This is a genomic window from Duganella sp. Root336D2 (assembly GCF_001425005.1).
Classification (GTDB): domain Bacteria; phylum Pseudomonadota; class Gammaproteobacteria; order Burkholderiales; family Burkholderiaceae_D; genus Rugamonas.
Map to the genome: position 1 here is coordinate 219,242 of NZ_LMDB01000002.1, position 21,057 is coordinate 240,298.

The 21,057-nt window shown below is 63.2% G+C and carries 14 protein-coding genes; 11 read left to right on the plus strand and 3 right to left on the minus strand.

The features are described from left to right. The first annotated feature begins 3 nt into the window (after positions 1–3). The 8 genes from ASD07_RS04470 to ASD07_RS04505 all read left to right on the plus strand — a co-directional run bounded on the left by ASD07_RS04470 (position 4) and on the right by ASD07_RS04505 (position 14,505). Positions 4–531, plus strand: a complete 528-nt coding sequence (locus tag ASD07_RS04470) for a phage tail protein (RefSeq protein ID WP_055925909.1) — start codon at positions 4–6, stop codon at positions 529–531. A 10-nt stretch (positions 532–541) separates the two neighbouring features. Then, positions 542–1,069: a phage tail protein gene (locus ASD07_RS04475; protein ID WP_055925913.1), complete on the plus strand. Its 528-nt coding sequence runs from the start codon at positions 542–544 to the stop codon at positions 1,067–1,069. After that, entirely contained in the window at positions 1,069–1,536 is a 468-nt protein-coding gene (locus ASD07_RS04480; RefSeq protein ID WP_055925918.1) for a GNAT family N-acetyltransferase, read from the plus strand. The genes ASD07_RS04475 and ASD07_RS04480 overlap by 1 nt, the downstream gene beginning before the upstream one ends. Beyond that, entirely contained in the window at positions 1,529–1,939 is a 411-nt protein-coding gene (locus ASD07_RS04485; protein WP_057246890.1) for a hypothetical protein, read from the plus strand. Before ASD07_RS04480 ends, ASD07_RS04485 begins: the two co-directional genes overlap by 8 nt. Before the next feature lie 9 nt (positions 1,940–1,948). Continuing rightward, a complete protein-coding gene (locus tag ASD07_RS04490) occupies positions 1,949–9,706 on the plus strand; it encodes a YDG domain-containing protein (RefSeq protein WP_055925924.1) in 7,758 nt (2,585 codons plus the stop codon). Between the two features lie 20 nt (positions 9,707–9,726). After that, positions 9,727–11,433 carry a ShlB/FhaC/HecB family hemolysin secretion/activation protein gene (locus ASD07_RS04495; RefSeq protein ID WP_055925927.1) on the plus strand — a complete coding sequence of 569 codons (1,707 nt, stop codon included), beginning with the start codon at positions 9,727–9,729 and terminating at the stop codon, positions 11,431–11,433. Between the two features lie 120 nt (positions 11,434–11,553). Next, on the plus strand, positions 11,554–13,743 hold the full coding sequence (locus ASD07_RS04500; protein ID WP_156397866.1) for an NHL repeat-containing protein: 2,190 nt from the start codon (positions 11,554–11,556) through the stop codon (positions 13,741–13,743). Between the two features lie 27 nt (positions 13,744–13,770). After that, positions 13,771–14,505, plus strand: a complete 735-nt coding sequence (locus ASD07_RS04505; RefSeq protein ID WP_055925933.1) for an ABC transporter substrate-binding protein — start codon at positions 13,771–13,773, stop codon at positions 14,503–14,505. Here the strand turns inward: ASD07_RS04505 and ASD07_RS04510 are convergent, their stop codons facing one another. After that, positions 14,506–14,805 carry a putative quinol monooxygenase gene (locus ASD07_RS04510; protein ID WP_055925936.1) on the minus strand — a complete coding sequence of 100 codons (300 nt, stop codon included), beginning with the start codon at positions 14,803–14,805 and terminating at the stop codon, positions 14,506–14,508. Positions 14,806–14,912: 107 nt separating this feature from the next. Here ASD07_RS04510 and ASD07_RS04515 point away from each other — a divergent pair, with 107 nt between their 5' ends. After that, positions 14,913–15,869 (plus strand): GlxA family transcriptional regulator, encoded by a 957-nt coding sequence (locus ASD07_RS04515; RefSeq protein WP_055925938.1) that lies wholly within the window; start codon positions 14,913–14,915, stop codon positions 15,867–15,869. A gap of 6 nt (positions 15,870–15,875) precedes the next feature. Here the strand turns inward: ASD07_RS04515 and ASD07_RS04520 are convergent, their stop codons facing one another. Both ASD07_RS04520 and ASD07_RS04525 read right to left on the minus strand, forming a co-directional pair. Beyond that, positions 15,876–18,287 (minus strand): CehA/McbA family metallohydrolase, encoded by a 2,412-nt coding sequence (locus ASD07_RS04520; RefSeq protein WP_055925941.1) that lies wholly within the window; start codon positions 18,285–18,287, stop codon positions 15,876–15,878. A 211-nt stretch (positions 18,288–18,498) separates the two neighbouring features. Beyond that, positions 18,499–18,942 carry a universal stress protein gene (locus ASD07_RS04525; protein WP_055925944.1) on the minus strand — a complete coding sequence of 148 codons (444 nt, stop codon included), beginning with the start codon at positions 18,940–18,942 and terminating at the stop codon, positions 18,499–18,501. 98 nt (positions 18,943–19,040) lie between these two features. Here ASD07_RS04525 and ASD07_RS04530 point away from each other — a divergent pair, with 98 nt between their 5' ends. Continuing rightward, positions 19,041–19,664 carry a glutathione S-transferase family protein gene (locus ASD07_RS04530; RefSeq protein WP_055925947.1) on the plus strand — a complete coding sequence of 208 codons (624 nt, stop codon included), beginning with the start codon at positions 19,041–19,043 and terminating at the stop codon, positions 19,662–19,664. Between the two features lie 301 nt (positions 19,665–19,965). Continuing rightward, on the plus strand, positions 19,966–20,949 hold the full coding sequence (locus tag ASD07_RS04540; RefSeq protein ID WP_055925954.1) for a PHB depolymerase family esterase: 984 nt from the start codon (positions 19,966–19,968) through the stop codon (positions 20,947–20,949). The last annotated feature ends 108 nt before the right edge of the window (positions 20,950–21,057 follow it).

Below are 21,057 nucleotides of genomic sequence, written 5' to 3' on the forward strand. Positions count from 1 at the left end.
ACCATGTCTACACCTTATGTCGGCGAAATTCGCCTTTTTGCCGGCACTTTCGCGCCGGTCGGCTGGTCCTTCTGCGACGGCCAGCTGATGCCGATTTCCGAATACGAGACGCTGTTCCAGCTGATCGGCACCACCTATGGCGGCGACGGCCAGAGCACTTTTGCCCTGCCTGACATGCGCGGCCGGGTGCCGGTGCACCAAGGCACCCAGGCTGGCCGCACCCTGAAGCTTGGGGAGGCGGGAGGTGCCGAAGCAGTGACGCTGACGGTGCAACAGATCCCGAGCCATGCGCACACCATCGGCGCCAGTACGGCGCGCGGCAGCGGCGCCTTCACCAATTTCACCGGCTTCCCGGCCGCGACGGTAAATCCCGGTTCGGCCATTTACGGACGCTCCGACAACGGCGTGCAGGCCATGGCCGCCAATGCCATCGCCACTACGGGCAGTTCGCAGCCGCACGACAATATGGCGCCATTCCTCGGCGTTAATTTCATTATCTCGATGTTCGGGATTGTCCCGAGCCAGACCTGAGGAGATTCCGATGAGTTCAATATTTGTAGCGGAAATCCGCATGTTCCCGAGCTTTGTCGTACCGACGGGCTGGGCCAGGTGCGACGGCCAGATCCTGTCCATCTCGCAGAACACGGCACTGTTCTCCCTGTTGGGCACGACCTACGGCGGCGACGGCAAGAGCACCTTCGCCTTGCCCGATTTGAACGGCCGCACACCGCTGCAGCCAGGCGAGGGGCCAGGCCTGTCGCTGCGCAACCTTGGCGAAAGCGGTGGCAGCAGCAACGTCACTTTGCTGGAAACTGAAGTGCCGGCCCATAGCCATGCCCTGCAGGCGACCACCGTACCGGCCGACCAGCTGAGCCCCGGGCCTTCGAGCGGCTTTGCCAGATCGGCGGTGACGAACCAGGTGTACAGCAAGACTACCAGTGGCGTGCAGCCGATGCGTGCCGACCTGCTGAGCACGGCCGGCAGCAGCCAGCCGCACAACAATCGGCAGCCCTACCTGGGACTGATGTTCTGCATCTCGCTGCAGGGCGTGTTTCCGCAGCGCCCCTGATGAACGCGGCATTGCGCAGCGAGACCGGCAACGACCGTGAATTCCTGCGCCGCCTGTTCGGCGAAGTGCGCGCACGCGAACTGACAGGCCTGGCGCAGCCGATGTTGCGGCAGTTGCTCGACATGCAGTTCGCGGGGCAGCAGCAGTCTTACCGGCAGGCGTATCCCGGCGCTCGCTTCGACATCATTGAAGTCGAAGGCGCGCCGGCCGGGCGGCTGGTGCTGGCGCAATCCAGCGAAGCGTTGCTGCTGGTCGATATTGCGCTGCTGCCTGCTTGCTGCGGGCAGGGCATCGGCAGCGCGCTGCTGCGCGGCCTGCAGCGGCAAGCCGCCGCTGGCGGCCTGCCGCTGCGCTTACATGTAGCACTGAATAATCCGGCCGAGGCGCTGTATAGGCGCCTCGGCTTCAAAGAAACCGGGATGTCCGGCATGCACCGGACCATGGAATGGGAGAACGACAATGACTGATCGAGTGACTTCGCGACGCACCCTGCTGAAGGCGGGTGGCGGTTCGCTGCTGGTGGCCGGCCTGGGCCTGGGGGCGCCTGCCGTACGCGCCGCGGAAAGCGGTTTTGCCTGGAGCCGCGCTGCGGCGGAGGCCCTGGTGGGCCGGCAGTTCTGGCTGAACCACCCGGAACACCGCGCGCTGCAAATCACCGTGGAAGCGGTTGAAACGTCCAGGATCGCGCCGGAAGGCGCAGAAGCCAGGCAATTTTCGGTGGTGTTTTCCGCCGCCGCCCTGCCAGCCATCAAGGCCGGCAGCTACGAAATCGAAAATGAGGCGACGGGCCGCCAGTTGGTGTTCCTGCAGCCAGCTGCGCGCCAGGGCGCCCGCATGACGCTGCGCGCCGACTTCAACCTGCACGCCTAAGGAAACACAATGCACAAACACGCCTCCGCCAACCGTTTTTACCGCCTTGTCTGGAGCACGGTACACCGCTGCTGGGTCGCCGTCGCCGAGGGCTCGCGCAGCCATGGCAAGGGCGGCGCCCGCCGCCGCGCCGCTGCCGTGCTGGCGGGCGGCCTGGCCATGACGGGAGCGGCATCTGCCAGTGCGCCGCCAGTCAACGCGCTGCCGAGCGGCATGCAGCTGGTGGCCGGCCAGGCCGGCGTGAATGTGCAGGGCAGCAGCATGACCGTCAGCCAGGCTACGCAGCAGGCGATCATGAACTGGCAGGATTTCAATATCGGGGCCGGCGCGCAGGTGCGCTTCAAGCAGCCGAATGCCTCGGCCGTGGCATTGAACCGCGTGGTCGGCGGCGAAGCCAGTGCGATCTATGGCAAGCTGTCCTCCAACGGCAAGGTGTTCCTGGTCAATCCGCAGGGTGTGCTGTTCGGCGCCGGGGCGCAGGTCGACGTCGGCGGCCTGGTGGCCACCAGCCTTGGCATCTCGGACCAGTCCTTCCTGTCCGGCAGCTACCACTTCAGCGGCAGCGGCAGCGCCGCCGTGCGTAACGAAGGCAGCATCAACGCCAATGGCGGCGTCGTCGCGCTGCTGGCGCCGGTAGTATCGAACAGCGGCAGTATCAAGGCCAAGCGCGGCAGCGTTGCCCTGGCGGCTGCCACTGCGGTCGGCCTGGACTTCCGCGGCGACGGCTTGATTACAGTACGCGTGGAGCAGGGCGCACTCGATGCGCTGGCCGAGAACAAGGGCCTGTTGCAGGCCGACGGCGGCCAGGTGCTGCTGACGGCCAAAGCCGCCGATGCGCTGGCACGATCCACCGTCAACAACGGTGGCGTGGTGCAGGCGCGCGGGCTGCTGGCTGATGGCGGCTCTATCCGCCTGGTCGGCGACGGCCAGGTGCAGGCCGGCCGGCTTGACGCCTCTTCCGGCAGGGGCAAGGGCGGCAACGTCCAGGTTGAAGGCGGCTTCGTTGCGCTCAACGGCGCGGTAAGCGCCGACGGCGCGCTTGGCGGCAGCGTGGAAGTCAAATCCGCGCACGACCTGTCGGCGGCGTCGGCATTGTCCGCGGCGGGCAGGAAGGGGCAGGGCGGCAGCATCAAGCTGTCTTCCGGCGCCAGCCTGGTGGAAAATAATGCGGCATCGACCAATGCCAGCGGCGCGTCCGACGGCGGCACGGTGTCGCTGCAAGCCGGCGGCAGCGTGCTGTCTTCCGGCCGCCATGATGTGCATGGCGCTGCAGGAAAGGGCGGCCGCGTGGACATCAGCGGCGCCGACGTGCGCCTGATGGGCGCCAAGGTGGATGCCTCCGGCGCTACCCAGGGCGGCCTGGTGCGCGTGGGCGGTGCATTCCAGGGCGGCGCCCAGCGCGATGACGCGCCGGATGCAGGGCACTTCACGGCGCGCTGGGGTGCAACGGCGGGCATTGCCAACGCCGACGCCACCTTCATCAACGACAGCACGGTACTGGACGTCTCCGCGCGCGGCAGGAGGGGCCAGGGCGGTACCGCCGTTGTCTGGTCGCAAAAGCAGACCACCATGCTGGGCGCTGTTAAAGCCACCGGCCGGGCGCGCGGCGGTGCGGTGGAGATCTCCTCGCACGAGGACCTGCGCCATGTGGGACTGGAGCGGCTTGATATCGGCAAGGGCGGCAGCCTGCTGCTCGATCCGAAAAATATCGTCATCGGCAGTTTCGCCAATCAGTGGACCTTTGATGCGATGATCGGCAAGGGCTTCACCGGCGGCAAGAACCAGGACGTCGCTGGCTTGAATGCAGGCGACAGTTTCGGCTCCAGCGTGGCGCTCACTTCCGACGGCAAGGGCTTGGCAGTTGGGGCTCCTTTCGACGTGGGCATCGGCGGTGCCGCGGACGTGAGCTACGGCGCGGTGCGCCTCTTTACCTTCACTGACAACCAGTTCAACGGCGGCGCGCTGGCCGGCACCATCGGTTACGGCTACACCGGCGGCAACAACTACGATATGTCGGGCGTGCTGGCCGGGATGGATACCTTTGGTACCTCGGTCGCACTTAGCCGGACCGGCAATGTCCTGGCAGTAGGCGCCTTGGGCAGCGACCTGACGGGCAAGGTATACGCCTTTGGCTTTGGCGCAGGCTTTACGGCGCCGGTACTGAATCAGACAATTACCGCTTCCAACTTCGGTGCCAATGCCTTCGGCGTGTCGGTCGCATTGAATGGCGACGGCGACAAGCTGGCGGTTGGCGCCCTGTACAACAGGAAGGTCGAACTGTACAAGAAATCGGCGGGCAGCTTTACCATCTATAACGAGGTGGCGGGTGGCACATCGTACGATGTACAGTTTGGCACCTCCGTGGCGTTGAACGATGCCGGCACCCAGCTGGCTGTGGGAGCGCCCGGCGAAAACGGCAACAGGGGTATGGTGTACCTGTACACCACGCCGTTCGGCGCGCGGGCGAATGCCGGCACGATCGGCCAAGGGGGCAGCAAGCTCGATATCGCCCTGGCCGAAGGCGAGATGTTCGGCGCTGCGCTTGCCATGAATGATGCCGGCACCCGCCTTGCCGTCGGTTCGCCAATCAACGGCGGGCTTGGCAATACGCTCACCGGTCCGGGCGCAGTGCGCGTCATCGACTATACCGGCGATTTCCAGTCGGCGGCCGTGACCGCAGTGATCGGACGCGATTACCTGCAAGGCACCAACGCCAGCCTTGACATCGACGATGTCGGCAATTTCGGCTTTGCCGTCGCCATGAACGGCGCCGGCGACGCACTGGCAATCGCACAACCATTTACCAGTTCGGCAGACGGCAGCGACCTGTCCACCGGTGCGGTGGGCCTGTTCCGGCTGCTTCCGGCGCCGACCGCTGCTTCCCTTACTTTCAACCAAGCCTACCCCAAGGCCGGCGTCAACGCCGCGGTGGATGCGCAAAAACTCGCGGCAGCCCTGGCCAGCGGCACCAGTATCACACTACAGGCGAACAACGACATCACCTGGGAGGCCGGCAACGCCATCAGTGCAGCCGGTCCGGGATCCTTGAGCCTGCAGGCGGGCCGCAGCATCGATTTGAAATCGAACATCAGCATGGACGGTACGCTTAACGTGACCGCCAATGCCGGCACCCTGGCCGGCGTGCAGAGCCTGTACCGCAGTGTCGGCGATGCGGGGATCTCGGTCGCCAGCGGTACGACCATCAAGGCCGGCAATGTCAACATGCTGATTGCCGAAGGCACGGGGCAAGCCAACTTCATTAGCGGGGACATCACCATAGCCGGTGCTGTGAGCGGCAACAGGGTGTCGATTGTCAACCGTGGCCTTAGCCCCGGCAGCGATATCGTCATCAACGCGGGCGGCAGCGTGGCAGGTTCGGCCGGCAGTGGCGTGACCGTCACGGTTGCTGCCGCGGGCGCCAATGGCGGTACCTTCAAGAACAACGCCGGCGCCAATGCACTGCAAGGCGGCAGCGGCGGCTACTACCACGTGTATTCCGATACGACGGTGAATACGGTGGAGAACATGACCGGCTACAGCAAGCACTACAACCAGTCTTATACCGGCGTAGCGCCAGGCTACACGAGCGGTAACGGCAACTGGTTCATGTACAGGGAGTCGCCAACCCTGGTCGTTACTCCCCAATCGGCGAGCCGGGTGTATGACGGCAGCGCGACGTTGCCGGCTTTCACCAATAACGTGAGCGGCTATATCGATGGCGATACCTACGACATAACGGGTTCGGCCGGAGCCTCCGGCTTTACCAGGGACGCCGGTACCTATGCCCTGACCAGCGGCACCCTGCAAAGCACACGAGGCTACAACATCACGTTCGTCGGCGGCGGCATGCTGACGGTGACACCCAAGCAGCTGAATGTCACTGCCACCGGCATCAGTAAAGTGTACGACGGCCTGGACACGGCCGCCGTGACGCTGGGGGATGACCGTGTCATCGGCGACCAGCTCAGCGCAAGCTTCACAACAAGCAGGTTCACGGACAAGAATGCAGGCAACGGCAAGGGTGTCACTGTGTCCGGTCTTTCGCTGTCCGGAACCGATGCCGGCAACTATGCGTTGGGCTCGACCAGCGCGGCTGCCAGTGCGAATATCACGCCGCGCACCCTGAATGTGAGCGCGAACGCCGCCAACAAGGTGTATGACAGGTCCGTCAATGCCAGCGCCTCGTTCACCGACGACCGGTTGGGCAGCGACACGCTGGCGGTGAACTATGCCAGCGCCGAGTTCACCGACAAGAACGTCGGCACCGGCAAGGGCGTGCAGGTGAGCGGCCTATCGCTGTCCGGCAACGATGCAGGTAATTATGTGCTGGGTGCGGGCTCCGCCTCGGCCACGGCCAACATCACGGCGCGCCAGCTGGTGGTTGGCGTCACTGCGTCCGACAAGGTGTATGACGGCGCCCTGTTGGCCACCGCAGACTTTACCGACGACCGCCTGAACGGCGACGTGCTGGCGGTTTCGGGCAGCGCCGCCTTCTCCGACAAGAATGCCGGCACCGCCAAATCCGTGACGGCCAGCGGCCTGGCGCTGTCCGGTGCCGATGCGGGCAACTACGCGCTGGCATCGCCCACGGCCAGCACCACGGCGTCGATCACGGCGCGCGCGCTGACCGTGACCGCGAGCGGCAACAACAAGGTGTACGACCGCTCGCAAGCGGCGACGGTGAGTTTTGACGACGACCGTGTGGCGGGCGACGTGCTGTCGGTCGGCGGCAATGCGACCTTCACCGACAAGAACGCCGGTACTGCCAAGGATGTCAACGTGACCGGTATTGCTATTTCCGGCACCGATTCCGGCAATTACGTGCTGTCGTCGACCCAGGCCGCGACCAAGGCGGATATCGCAAAGCGTACGCTGACGGTCAGCATGACCGGCGGGAACAAGACTTATGACGGCACGACCGGTGCGACAGTCGGCCTGGCAAGCGACGCCTTGGGCGGCGACAGCCTGTCGCTTGGCAGCGCAAGCGCCAGCTTCACCAGCAAGGATGCAGGTACCGGCAAGACGGTGAACGTCAGCGGCATTTCCATCGTTGGCGGCACAGATGCGGACAACTATGTGCTGGCTTCCGGCACCGTCAGCGGAACGGCCGATATTGGGGCGCGCGCGCTGGTGGTGACGGCCACCGGCATCAACCGCGTCTATGACGGCAGCCGCGCAGCCGGTGTAACCTTGGGCGACGACCGCGTCGATGGCGATGTGCTGTCGGTCAGCGGCAACGCTGCATTCGCCGACAAGAACGTGGGCATTGCCAAGGATATCAGCGTGACCGGGGTGTTGCTGTCCGGCTCCGATGCCGGCAACTATGTGCTGTCGGCCAGCCCGGTCACCGCCAAGGCCGATATCAGCGTGCGCACCCTGAATGCCACCGCGACCGGTTCCAACAAGGTATACGACCGGGGCACCGCGGCAACGGTGACGCTGGACGATGATCGTGTCGCAGGCGATGTGCTGTCGCTGGCGTATGGCGCGGCAAACTTCACCGACAAGAAAGCCGGCGACGGCAAGACGATCAATGTCAGCGGCATTTCCGCGGCTGGAACGGATTCGGGCAATTATGTGCTGGCGTCGACCAGTGCAAGCGCCAGCGGCAACATCACGCAGCGCACGCTGGTTGTCGGCGCCCAGGCTTCCAACAAGGTGTATGACGGCGCCTTGTCCGCCAGCGCGAGCTATAACGACGACCGCCTGGCAGGCGACCAGTTGGCGGTGAACGGCAATGCCAGCTTTACCGACAAGAACGTCGGCAACGGCAAGTCCGTGACTGCCAGCGGGCTGGCATTGTCCGGCGCCGATGCCGGCAATTATGTCCTGGCTTCGAACAGCGTTGGCACCACGGCCGATATCACGCCGCGCGTGCTGAATGTCAGTGTGCAAGGCAATAAGGTGTATGACGGAGGTACTGCGGTTTCGGCAAGCTTCAACGATGACCGCGTGGCGGGCGACGTGCTGTCCGTCAGCGGCACCGGCAGCTTCAACAACAGGAATGCCGGCAATGGCAAGGTGCTGACGGCAACCGGCCTGGCCCTGTCCGGCGGCGACGCGGGTAATTACCAGCTGTCGTCGACGACGGTGGCGGGTTCCGGCGCCATTGCGGCGCGCGCCCTGACTGCCACCGTCGCCGCCGTCGACAGGGTTTATGACGGCACGAACAGCACTTCGGTCGTGCTGCTTGGCGACGACCGTGTGGCGGGCGACCAGCTCTTGCTTACCGGCGGCACCGGCAGCTTCGCCGACAAGAATGCCGGCAACAACAAGGCAGTCTCCCTGTCCGGCCTCACTGTAGGCGGCGCGGATGCCGGCAATTACGACGTTTCCTTCGTTGCCAACTCGACGGCCAGCATCACCCAGCGCGCATTGCAGGTAAGCGCAGGCGGCGTGGACAAGGTGTATGACGGATTGCTGGCTGCCGGCGTGGCGTACGGCGACAACCGCCTTGCCGGCGACCAGCTGGAGGTGGGCGGCAATGCCAGTTTCGCCGACAAGAACGTCGGCAATGGCAAGGCCGTTTCCGTTTCCGGCATTTTCCTGAGCGGCGCCGATGCAGGCAATTACGCCGTGAGCAACGGCACTGCAAGCACCACGGCATCCATCACACCGAAGGCGCTGGCGGCTGGCGCGAACGGGGTGGTGGGCAAAGTGTATGACGGGGGCACGTCGGCGCAGGTGGCGGCGGGCCAGGTCGCCTTGACCGGTTTCGTCGCTGGCGAAGGTGCATCCGTCGGTGCGTTGCAAGGCCGGTACAACAGCGCCGAAGTCGTGGGTGCTGGCAGTGTCAAGGCGACGCTGGACGTCGCTGCAGTGAATGCCGATGCCGGCACCGCGCTGTCGAACTATGTACTGCCGGCCGATGTTGCGCTGGCCGGCAGCATCAGTGCGCGCCAGCTGGCGATCGACGGCGTCAGCGTCGCGAGCAAGACCTACGACGGCAATACCAAGGCCAGCCTGTCGAATACCGGCAGCCTGTCCGGCCTGGTCTTTGGCGAAAGCCTGGTGCTGCAAGGCCCTGCCAGCGTGCAGTTCGATAACCGCAACGCGGGCAGCGGCAAGCAGGTCGTGGCCAGCGGCTACAGCCTGGCCGACGGCAGCGGCCTGGCGTCGAACTATGTACTGGCCGGCAACAGCGTCACCGCCAGCGGTACCATCAACCAGGCGAAGCTGGTCGTGAAGGCTGGCGACCAGTCGCGTGCCTATGGTGCCAGCAACCCGCCACTGAGCTGGAATGCCAGCGGCTTTGTCGGCGGCGATACTTCGGCGCTGCTGAACGATGTGCATACGTTCACCACTGCTGCCCGCGACGCGGCTCCCGGCAGCTATGCCATCGTCATCGACGGCAGCCAATTGGCCAACTACGCGATCGATTACGTCAACGGCGTGATGACCGTGGCGCGCGCGCCGCGGCAGTTCGAAAACGTCATCGGCAACGCTGTGAATCCGGCGTTGCCGGGACAGCAGGACGCGATTGGGCGGGGTACGAACGTGTGGCTGCAACTGGCCAGCGACGGCGGTCGCCTGGTCGGCGTGCCTGCGGATGTTGCCGCGGTCAACGGCGGTGCCGGTCCGGCCACCTTGAACGGGTGGGGATGGCTGATCGACCTGGTGCAGCGCGCCAAGTCGCCGAGCACAGGCAACGCGGCTGACACCACGCCGCAGCAACGCATCGGTGAAACGCGCGAATACACCATTGGCGGCGGCAGCCGCGTGAAAGTACGCGACGGCGGCGTGAACGGCGCCGTCGCACCTAACTGATAAGAAGCAGGGAAAAAGAAGTGCAGAAACATACCAAAAACAGCCTGGCGCTTGCCATCCTGGGCGGACCGGCGTTCGCGCTGGCGCAGGCCTTGCCGGACGCCGGCCGCATCCTCGAACAGAACCGCCCGCCGGCTCTTGTGCGCCAGCCGGCAGCGACCGGGAAAGTGCTGCCTGACGCGGGCCCCGTGCCCGGCCTGGCGCTGGAAGGCGCCCAGAAGGTGATGGTGCGCCGCTTCACGCTGCAAGGCGTGGGCGTATTCGATACATCCGAATTGCAGGTCGTCCTGGCGCCATTTTCCGGCCGTGAGCTGACGTTTGCGGAACTGCAGCAGGCCTGCAATGCGGTGACGAACTACTACCGTGCCCGCGGCTATTTCGTGGCAAGCGCAGTATTGCCGGCGCAGGAAATCGGCGACGGCGAGGTGACGATCCAGGTGCTGGAAGGACGCATCTCCCAGTTGCGGATGGTACCGGATGGCGAGGTGCGCCTGCGTCCCGAGATCGCGCGGCGCTACCTCGATGCACTGGTGCGGCAGGGGCAACCGGTGCAGGAGGACCGCCTGGAGCGCGCGCTGTTGTTGACGCAGGATTTGCCTGGGATGGGTGCGCGCGCAGAATTGAGCCAGGGGCAGGGCATCGGCGAGTCCGAACTGGCGGTGCAAGTAAGCGAGAGCCGCATGGCCAGCGGTTCGCTGAGCCTGGACAATTCCAGCAACCGCTATACAGGCGCCACCCGCTTGTCGGGCAATCTTGTACTGAACGACCTGGGCGGCTACGGCGGCCAGTTGTCGCTGCTCGCATCCAGCGCCGGCGACGGCTTCACTTATGGCCGTGCGGGCTATGTTGCGCCGATGGGATTCAAGGGCCTGAAGGCCGGCGCCGCGTTCTCGCGCCTGCGCTACAAGCTGGGCGAGGAATTCAAGTCGCTGGACGCGCACGGCACGGCGTCGGTGTCGCAAATGATCGTCACGTATCCGCTGCTGCGCACGCGCAGCACCAACATCCAGCTGCGCACCGGCTACGACGATAAGCGCTACGAAAACTTTGCCAACGGCGCCCAGACCAGCGACAAGCATGTCAAGGTATTGCCAATGGCGGTGAGTTTCAGCCGCCAGGAACAGGACGCGATGACCCAGGCCAGCCTGGAGTTGAGCCTCGGCCACCTGGACCTCGGCGGCAACCCGGCGTCGGCGGCTGCGGATGCTGCCGGCGCGCGCAGCGACGGCCGCTTCTCCCACCTGGCCTACACGCTGGGGCGTTTCCAGCGCCTGGCCGGTAACCTTGGATTGCTGCTCAATGCCAGCGGCCAGTTCGCGTCGCGCAACCTGGAGTCCGGCGAAAAATTCTCGCTTGGCGGCGCGGGGCGCGTGCGCGCCTATCCGGCCGGCGAGGCCAGCGGCGACGAGGGGCATGTACTGAGTACCGAACTGCACTACGAATTGCAGGACCTGCGCACCGACTTGTCGGCGTTCGTGGACGTGGGCCGCGTGCGCCTGAATAAGGGCTTGTACGCGGGCGCCCTGGCCGAAAACGGCCCAGGCAACAGCTATACCCTGAAAGGTGCGGGCCTGGGCGCGGCGTGGCGCGGCGCAAGCGGCGCCATGCTGCAGGTGCAGGTGGCGCGCAAGCTCGGCGACAATCCGGCACCGGGGGCCAGGGGTGAAGATGGGGATGGCAAGACCTCCAAAGTACGCGCCTGGTTCACGGCAAGCGTGCCGTTCTGAGGCTGCCACCTAGCCAATTGATAGCTCGCCGCCCCTGCCGTTAAGGGCTTTCCTGCCTATGTTGCTGAATTTTCGGGCAACCGGGATACTGGAATGCTCCATTAACGGGCAGGGATGGCCATGAGCAAATTTCATCATATTACGCACTACGGCGAACTCGTCATGCCGGGCACGACGGCACGCGGCGAACTGCCTGACGACTTCACCATGAACTCCCCGGTCGGCATTGCGCGCGACCATTACGATCATGTCTGGGTGTGCGACACCGGCAACAGCCGCCTGCTGGTATTCACGGCCGACCTGAACACGCTGCTGCACGTGATCGATACGCCGGGCGAGGGAACCGAACAGGCGCGCCGCCTGCTGATGCCATTCCACCTCTGCCCGCATCCGGAACAGGACCTGATGTACTGCACCGACATGGGCAATGGCCGCATCGTGGTGTTCGAGTACGACGAGCACTCGGTCGACTTCCAGTTCGCTTTTGGCGACGCGGCCGATGGCATCAACGGTAAAGGGTTCGTGCCACTGAGCGACCCGAATGGCATCACCATCGTGAAGGAAGCCAGCGGCGAGCACTTTGTCTACGTGTGCGATGAATTCTTCCATACCGAAGGCGATGACCGCAGCCGCTGCGTGAAGTTCACGCCCGACGGCAAGTTCGTGCTGCAGTTCCGTACCATCGACGATGCCAACAGCGTACATGACCTGCTGTGGCCGCAGGGCCTGGCGTCGGACTCGCACGGCAACCTGTACCTGGCCAATACCGGCCGCTACGAAGTGCTGAAGATCGATACCGCCTGGCCGATCAAGAACGAACGCGTGCAGTGCCCGGGCGAGACTTCGCTGCTGCACAGCTTCGGCAATCCGGCCGGCATCGGCAAGTTCAATGTCATGCGCTCCGTGTGCGTGATCAATGACCGCATCTTCGTGCCAGGACAGGTGGAGGATTCGATCACGGTCTACGATACCGACGGCAAGCTGTTGACGGTGGTGGAGGGCATGCTGCCGCTGTGGAACCACAAGCCGCAAGCCATACATTCGATTTCCGACCTGGTGTACGGGTCGCTGGAAGATGCCGTCTTCGTCGGCCCTTACCAGATCTGTGCCGCAGCCGACGCCAACGTCTATTACGTGACCGAGCCGTTCGCATCCACGGTGCTGAAGATGCGCATTGCACCGGACCGCGACGGTGGCGACCAGGATGCGATCCTGCTCGATGCCGTCGGCCACCGGCGCGACAACCAGGCGGCAAAGGCTGTTACCTCGCAGTTCAACTGCATGACGTCGGTGATCGGCGTCGACCCCAAGCGCGAAGGCAGCGGAACCTTGCCGCAGTCGAACTGGATCGATAGCTGGGCCAGCGCCACGGCCAATATCTACAAGTACTGGTACGACCAGCTGAAGCACCACGCGCGCCTGGATCCTTTGGCGGGGGCTGCCACTTCGTCCTATAACATCGATTCCGGCAACTGGTGCATGAAGACCTTTAACACCTCGGCCGATCCGATCGCGCAGTTGCAGGACATGATGCGCGGTTTCTTCATGCCCGGCGGGCTGGCGATGGCGGTGTACTATCCGTCGCAGCCGCTGCTTGGCCAAATCTGTCCCGGCACACCGCTGGTGTTTGTCACCAACTTCAACGCCTGCACGGTGTCGATGTTCCAGTTCGGGCCGAACGGACACCTGTTGAACTATGGCCTGCCATTCGCGCGCGAAGGCCTGGGCGGCAACGGCACGCTGAAGGCGCCGCAAGGGCTGGAAGTGAACAGCCACGGCGAAATCTACATCGCCGACTCGCTGAACAACCGTATCTCGATGTGGCAGTTGCAGCCTACCGGCCTGGTGTCCTTCGTCAGGAATTTCCAATGGATGGAGAACGGTCAACCGTTGGCCAGCTTTGCACCTTGCGACGTGACGATCGATGCCCAGGACCGCGTCTTCGTGTGCGACCAGTTCAACAACTGCATCCGGGTCTTCGACCGCGAGGGCAACAGCCTGTGGAGCTACGGCCGTGCGGGCTATTGCGACGACCTGGAAAAGGATGCCGACAAGTTCTACCTGCCGGCCAGCCTGTGCGTAGACCAGGAGGGTCACCTGATTGTCAACGATTTGGTAAACCGAGCGCTGAAGATCTTCCGCATCGGCGAGGACACGCTAGAATACGTAACGGGAGAGCTTGTATTTAAAAAGTATCCCGAAGTTGGCGGCGTCTGGATGCCGTTCTTCATCTACGCGCGCGACCGGCGCGTGTACGTGCCCGACACCACTTTCAACGTCGTCAACATTTACGCCTACCAGCTTGAATGACAGGGGTGCGTCATGTGGAGAGGTTTGTTGGCCGGATTGCTGGTGACAGGCGCCGTGCAGGCGGCCGACAAAAAAACCTTCTCCGTAGGCGTTGAGGATTACAGGAACTGGCTGCCGTACTCCGAAGTGAGGAACGGGGTGTACGCTGGCCTGGGCAGGGACATCCTTGATGCTTTTGCCCGCCAGATGGGCTACACCTTCACGTACGAATCCTATCCCCTGAAGCGGCGCGATCGCCTGTTTGTCGACGGGCAGGTCGACCTGTCATTTCCGGACAACCCGAACTGGGTGGTGGAGATGAAGAAGGAACTGAAAATCAGCTACGCCCCGGTACTGGAATTTACCGACGGTGTGCTGGTCCGGCCGGAGAACATGGGCAAAGGCGTGGGGCGCCTGAAAACCCTCGGCATCCCGCTTGGCTTCACGCCTTACCCGTACCAGCAACTGATGTCGGCCGGTTCCCTGCGCATCGAGGAGACGGCCGACTACGATGCCCTGTACGAAAAGCTGATCATGCGGCGCGTCGACGGCGCCTACATGAACACGCGTATCGCCCGCCATTACTGGACCCAGATCCGCAAGCTGCCGCAGGTGCCGGTAACGTACGACCCGGACCTGCCGCATGCATCCGGCCAGTGGTACCTGTCCTCGCACAAATACCCGAAGTTGGTGGAGGAGTTCCGCCGTTTCATGCAGAGCAATAAGGCGGAAGTGGAGGAGTTGAAGAAGAAGTACAATTTCGTCTCCTCCGACGACCAGTGATTACGCGGCTTTCAGGCCCAGCACCTCGATCGGCTCGATGCTTGGCGGCGCGGCGAACAGTTCAGGCGCCTGGGCCATCAAGGCTTGCGCAATCGGGCCGTTCAAGTGGCCCTGGCGCGCCTCCTCGGTTTCGAAAGCGTCGAACACGCCGAACACACGTTCCGACAGGCGCAGGGCGAACCAGTATTTGGTGCCCGGTTCCTGCTTGGCCAGCGCCAGGCCGGTGTGGAGGAAGTCGGCAACGGCGGCTTCCTTGCCCGGTTTGGCTTCGAAACGGGCGAACAGTGCGTACTTGATCATGGCTATCTCCTTGTTGGATTGATCGCGAAACTGCGATGGAGGTACTTTACCGGCGGCGGGCCTGCGGTTAAATTGGCGAGATTGACATCTTTGGTATCGATCGCGCCATGAACATTACCGTGCTTGCCCTCGACAGCGTGTTCGACACCGGCCTGTCGGCCGTGCTGGACGCCTTCACTACAGCCAATGAACTGGCGCCCATGCTGGCGGCGCCGCAGCCGGTCTTCAACGTCACGCTGGCCGGGCTGCGCCCCACAGTGCGCAGTGCGCAGGGAATGCAGGTGCCGGTCGCGCCTTTGGCTTCGGCGCCCGCTGCCGACCTTCTTATCCTGCCAGCCATTGGCCACAAGATGCCGGTGCCTCTGGAGGCAGCGCTGGCCTCGGCCGAAGTGGCGGATGCTGGCGATGCGCTGCGCGAACTGGCCGGACAGGGCGTGCGCATTGCGGCCGCCTGTATCGGCACCTTCGTGCTGGCCGAAAGCGGTTTGCTGGATGGCGAGGAGGCGACGACGACCTGGTGGCTGACGCCCATGTTCCGCCAGCGCTATCCCTTGGTGCGGCTGGATGCGCAGCGCATGGTGTTGGCCTCGGGCCAGTTCATCACGGCGGGTGCGGCGCTCAGTCACCTCGATATGTCGCTGTCGCTGATCCGGCAAGCCAGCCCTGAACTGGCGGCGATGGTGGCGCGCTACCTGGTGGTGGATGCGCTGCCGGCGCAATCGGCGTATGTGATTTCAGACCACCTGGCCCATGCCGATCCACTGGTGGCGGCTTTCGACCGCTGGGTGAGGCAGCACCTGGCCGAAGGCTTCAACCTGGAGGCCGCTGCTGCGGCACTGGCCACCAGCAAGCGTACGCTGGCGCGGCGCCTGCAGGAGGTGCTGGGCAAGACGCCGGTGAATTATGTGCAGGATTTGCGCATTGAACGCGCGGTCCACCTGCTCAAGACCAGCGACCAGAACGTCGACCGCATCGCCGAGCAGGTGGGTTATCGCGACGGCGTGACATTGCGCACGCTGTTGCGGCGCAAGCTTGGCAAGGGCTTGCGCGAGATACGCAACTGAGCAAAATTACTGCACGTTCAGCGTAACGTCATCCAGGATGAAGGAGGTGGCGACGGCGGAGCCTTCCACGCCTTCGAAGTAGACGCGCACGGTCTGGCCTTTGTATGCGCTCATATCGAAGGTGCGCTGCACATAGCTGGAACCCTTGTTCAGGTTCGAGTAGGTGGCCAGCGTTGCCAGCACGGCGCCGCTGCTGCTGCGCACCTGGACTTTCAGCGTGTCGTAAGCCTGGGTCGTGGTGGTTTCGTCCGAAGTAATCTTCAGCCAGAAGCCCAGGGTCGCGCTGGTGGCGGTCGACGGGATGCTCACCTGCTGGTAGATGGTGTCGGTATGCGCGCTGCCGTAGCCGTTCATCCATGCCTTCCAGGTGCCGCCGTGGGCCAATACGGACGAGTCGCTGGTGATCACGCCGCTGGATGCGCTCCAGCTGGTGCTGCCGGATTCAAAGCCGCTGTTCAACATCAGCTGCTGCGAGGTGGTCGTGTTATTCACGCTGAAGTTGACGCCGGAGGACAGCGCGCTGTTGCCGGCGGCGTCGAAGGCCTTTGCAGTCAGCACGTGGCTGCCGTTGCTCACGCCGGTGGAGTTGAAGGCATAGGACCATAGCGCGGCGGTGTCGCTGCCTTTCAGTGCGCCGTCCACGTAGAACTCGACCTTGGTCACGCCCACATTGTCGGTAGCGTTGGCGTTGAGGGTGATGGTGCCGCTGCTGCCGGTGCTCGAAGCGCTTACGGTCGGCGCCACGGTGTCGCCACCGGCGGAGCCCTGCTGCGTCACCCAGACCGGGGCCGACCACAGGATATTGCCGTCGTCCTGGGTGACCTTGGCATAGTAGAAGTGCGCACCGTCGGCCGGTGTGATGGTGGTGTTGGCGCTGGCGGCGAGCAGGGTCACGGTACCGTTGCGGCCCGGGACGCCTTCATAGAATTCCGAGGTCGACACGGTTTTGCCGGAGCTGCTGGTGAAGTTGGCCACCAGGTTCAGCGTGCCGCTGTTGGTGAAGCGCTCGCCCATGATATGGCCGTTGGCGGTCAGCACCAGTTGCGAAGTCTTGTCCATGGTCGCGAAGACGCGGCGGGCGCGGATCGCGTCCATGAAGCTGGCCGTGGACAGCGCGGTGCCGTTCGGGATCAGTACGCCGGTACGGTTGGTGTAGGAGGCCCCCCAGTTGGCGCAGTGGTTGTCCTGGTCGGTGGTGAAGGCGACGTGGAAGCCGGCTTCCAGCGCCTTCTTGCAAGCGCCTTCGTAATTGCTGCGGCCCGTTTCGGTTTCGGTGGTGTTGACGGAGAAGGCGGAGGTGTTCATCACTTCGCACAGCGCCATGGCTTCGTCACCGTCTGCCGTATAGCCCAGGGCCACGCCGTTGACCAGGAACTGGCCGCTGGTCGACGGGTGGTTGAACTGGCCCAGCCAGCCGCGCTGGCGCATCAGGGTGTACAGGTTGGCGTAGTCGTTCTTCGCGGTATAGGTGTCGGCAAGCAACTGGCCCGAACTGTTGCTCTCCCAACCAAGCAACTCGTTGGAGTTGAGGATGTTCATGTGGCCGCCGTTGTTGATGACGCCCCATTCCATGCCGTAGATTGCCAGGAAGTTCGGGTTGGCGGCATTGAAGCTGGCCGCTTCCGACAAGCCGGACTGATACAGCGCCTTGGCGGTGGCCGGGTTGGCGGAGGTGTTGGTGGAGTCCGAACCGTCATACATGTGGTTATGTTCGGACGCCATCAGGAAGTCCAGCCCCCTGTTCTTGGCGTAGTTGAACGCGTCGGTCGGGCCGTAAGCAGCCGACTGCGGGTTTTGCGCGCCGGTGCATGCCCCCAGGTCGCCGCCGCCGTCGCTGTGGTTGGTCTGGCTGTGCATATTGCCGAAGTAGACCGTGTAGGGCAGCGAGGATGGTGCTGGTGCGACGGCCATCAGCGATGGCGCCGCAGCGGCTTTGGCCTGCGCCTGCTGGCCGATGGCAATCTCCCATTCCTGGTCGTGGATTTCGCCGTCGTGGCTGGCGATGCGGCGCTGTACCGCGTCGGCGCCCGAAGCCAGGCCGCGCTGTGCGTCGTCGGAAATGGCGCGCAGGCGTGCCTTGTAGATGCCGTTCGGCAGGGCGTTACGGCGATTGCGGCCGGCCCATTCAACGTTGACGGTGACAGGCTTGTCTTGCAGGCGCTCGACGCCGGTCCAGCGTTCCACCACGCTGCCGTTCGGCGCAACAACTTCCAGCACCCAGCTCACGGACTGGGCGTTTTTGGCGTAAGGGTAGCTGAATTCGAGCTTGAAGCTGCGCGCCTCATTGGTGCCGGCGACAGCGCGGTAAGGCGCATGCAGCGTGGCTTCGAATTCGTGGTGGTCGGCGGTGGAGGCCTGGGCGGTGCCGATGGCTGCCAGTGCGGCGGCCATCGCTAGCTTGCGAAATGCGAAAGTCATGGTTTTCCCCGTGCTGTGATAATGCGCGAGAATGCGGCAGCACGGGAGCGGCGACAAATACGGAAAAGCTTTGCGATTAAGACGCAGGCCTTATATACCGGTTTGAATTGTCTTGGATTGAACAGATTTGTTGTTTTGTCCAATTTTGAAAGAGTTATGTGACGAGGGCGTCATAAATCTCTTGGCAACTTGTGGTGTATTTGCGTCATGTTTACTGGGGCCGGAACACCAATACCGGCACCGGAGTGTTGAGCAGCACGCGATGCGTCTCGCTCCCAAGCAGCATTCCCTTCACACCTTTGTAGCCATGTGTCGCCATCGCGATCATGTCGCAGCCGTAATCGATAGCGGTGGCAACAATGGTTTCGTAAGGCTGGTCGGAACGGCGCTGCACCACGTCGCAAGGCACGTTGTAATCGCTGGCCACCTTGGCCACTTCATCGAGCACCGACGCCGAATGGACTTCGCTGTCCTTCAGGTAGACGCCGCGCGTGTCCTCCAGCATGTCCGGGTGGTAGGTGAAGATGTGGAATTCCGGGATCACGTGCAGCGCCGTGACGCGCGCCCCGGCTTCCTGCGCGAACTTGATGGCCGAATGTAGGGCCGCGCCGGATGCTGGCGAACCGTCGGTAGGGAAGAGGATGTGCTTGAACATGGCTTGCTCCAGGGGGGATTGATGCTTCCAGTCTGGTCGCCGCAGCGATTAGCAGCCATGACCTGCGTCAATTTTTGGCCGATGCTAGAATCGTCGACATGCTGAAACTACTCGGAAAACCCACCTCCATCAATGTCCGCAAAGTATTGTGGACGCTGTCCGAAACCGGTCTGTCTTATGAGCGCGAAGACTGGGGCGACGGCTACCGCCCAACCAATGTGCCGGAGTTCCTGGCATTGAACCCAAACGCGATGGTGCCCGTGCTGGTCGACGGCGACTTCGTGTTGTGGGAGTCGAACAGTATTTGCCGCTACCTGTGCGGCAAAGCAGGGCGCCAGGACTTGCTGCCTGCCGACCCGCAAACCCGCGCCCGTGTAGAGCAATGGATGGATTGGCAGGCGACTGAATTGAATCCGTCCTGGCGCTACGCCTTCATGGCACTGGTGCGCAAAAGCCCAGCCTTTACCGATCCCGCACAAATCGCCGCCAGCGCCGCGGCCTGGAACCGCAACGTCGGCATCCTTGACCGTCACTTGGCAACTGGCGGCCCGTTCGCGGCCGGCGGTCAGTTCACGTTAGCTGATATTGTCCTCGGCTTGTCGTTGAACCGCTGGCTGATGACACCAATTGAGCGTCCAGAATTCCCCGCTATCGCAGCCTACATCGAGCGTCTTGTCGAACGCCCGGCATACCGCGAGTTCGGCTGCAACGGCACTCCGTAATGGGCTTTGAAATCTCGTTCGTAGATCGCGCACAAAACGAGTTCCTCGAACGGGTCTTGCTGGCTGGCGATTACAGGGCGGCGGTGGTCGGTCGGATGGGAATCACGGATGGCATCCGGAATCATATTCGCTTGACGGCTTTGCCCTGCTGGTCGGTTCCGCCTCTGAACTCCTTGCTCTTGATCTTAACGGCGAGTGGGATCCCCCAGGTGGATGGCGACCATTTGAGTTGTCATCGCGCACGGGCGAACTAATACGGACATATATGTCGAAAAGATTTCCCCATCACTGAACCCAATATATGCACATTCGCAGAAAATTTGCCGCATTTTGCGCTGGTTTGTTCGGCTTGCAATCGGCATACGCCGCCACCATTACTAGTCACCATCTTGATCGCTCGGAAGGGATTCGCCATTTCTACGTCATGCAACCGGAAGGCTTGTCTTCGACGTTGAGGCCTGTTGTTATCCTCCTGCATGGCCACGGCGCCAGCGCGGCGTGGATGCTTGGTCAAGACTCCTTTGGCGGCTATCGTTCGCTAGACTGGGCAAAGCTGGCCGCCAGCAAGAAGGTAATGCTGATCGCCCCCGACGGCATTAAAGCGAGTGACGGCAAGCGAGCCTGGAATGACTGCCGCAGCGACGCCACCACGAACGCGTCAGCGGATGACGTTGGTTTTCTGTCTGCCCTAATCGACCGCGCCATTTCCGAATTTGGCGCGGATCCGAGCCGCATCTATATTTTTGGCACGTCCAATGGCGGAGGAATGGCCTACAGAGCAGGGATTGAACTGGGCCCTCGATTGGCGGCCATCGGCGTGCAAAGCAGCCTTATGGCAGCACGCAGCCATTGCAAACCACCGACACATCCGCTGCCGGTGTTTTTTACCCACGGAACTGCCGACAAAATTGCACCGTATGATGGCGGTGCAGTAACTGCCTTCGGACTCACGGGCCGCGGCAGCGGTCTCTCGGTTGATGAATCTGTGGCCATTTGGCGGGCGCTCGGTGGTCTGGCCGACACTCCGGTGACCTACCGCTTTCCGCATCTGCAGGCTAACGATCCAACAAGCGCTACCCGTTTGACTTGGGGTGACGATCCCGCACAGCTGCAAGTCGAACTTCTGCGCATTGATGGTGGTGGACATACCGGCTCGTCACGTACGGAAAACCTTACCTGGATTCTGCGCAAACTAATGGGAGAAATGAATCACGACGAAGACACGCCCGAGGCCGTATGGCGCTTCTTCGACCAAAAGCGTGCTCGGGCCGTGAAATCTTTGTAATTGAGTCGTTGCCAAGGCATCCCTTCGCAAACTGACGGGGAAAAAATGGGATACTGCTCAGCACTAACTGATGCCGGCAGGGTTGATAGACCGGCAATTTCGTAATGG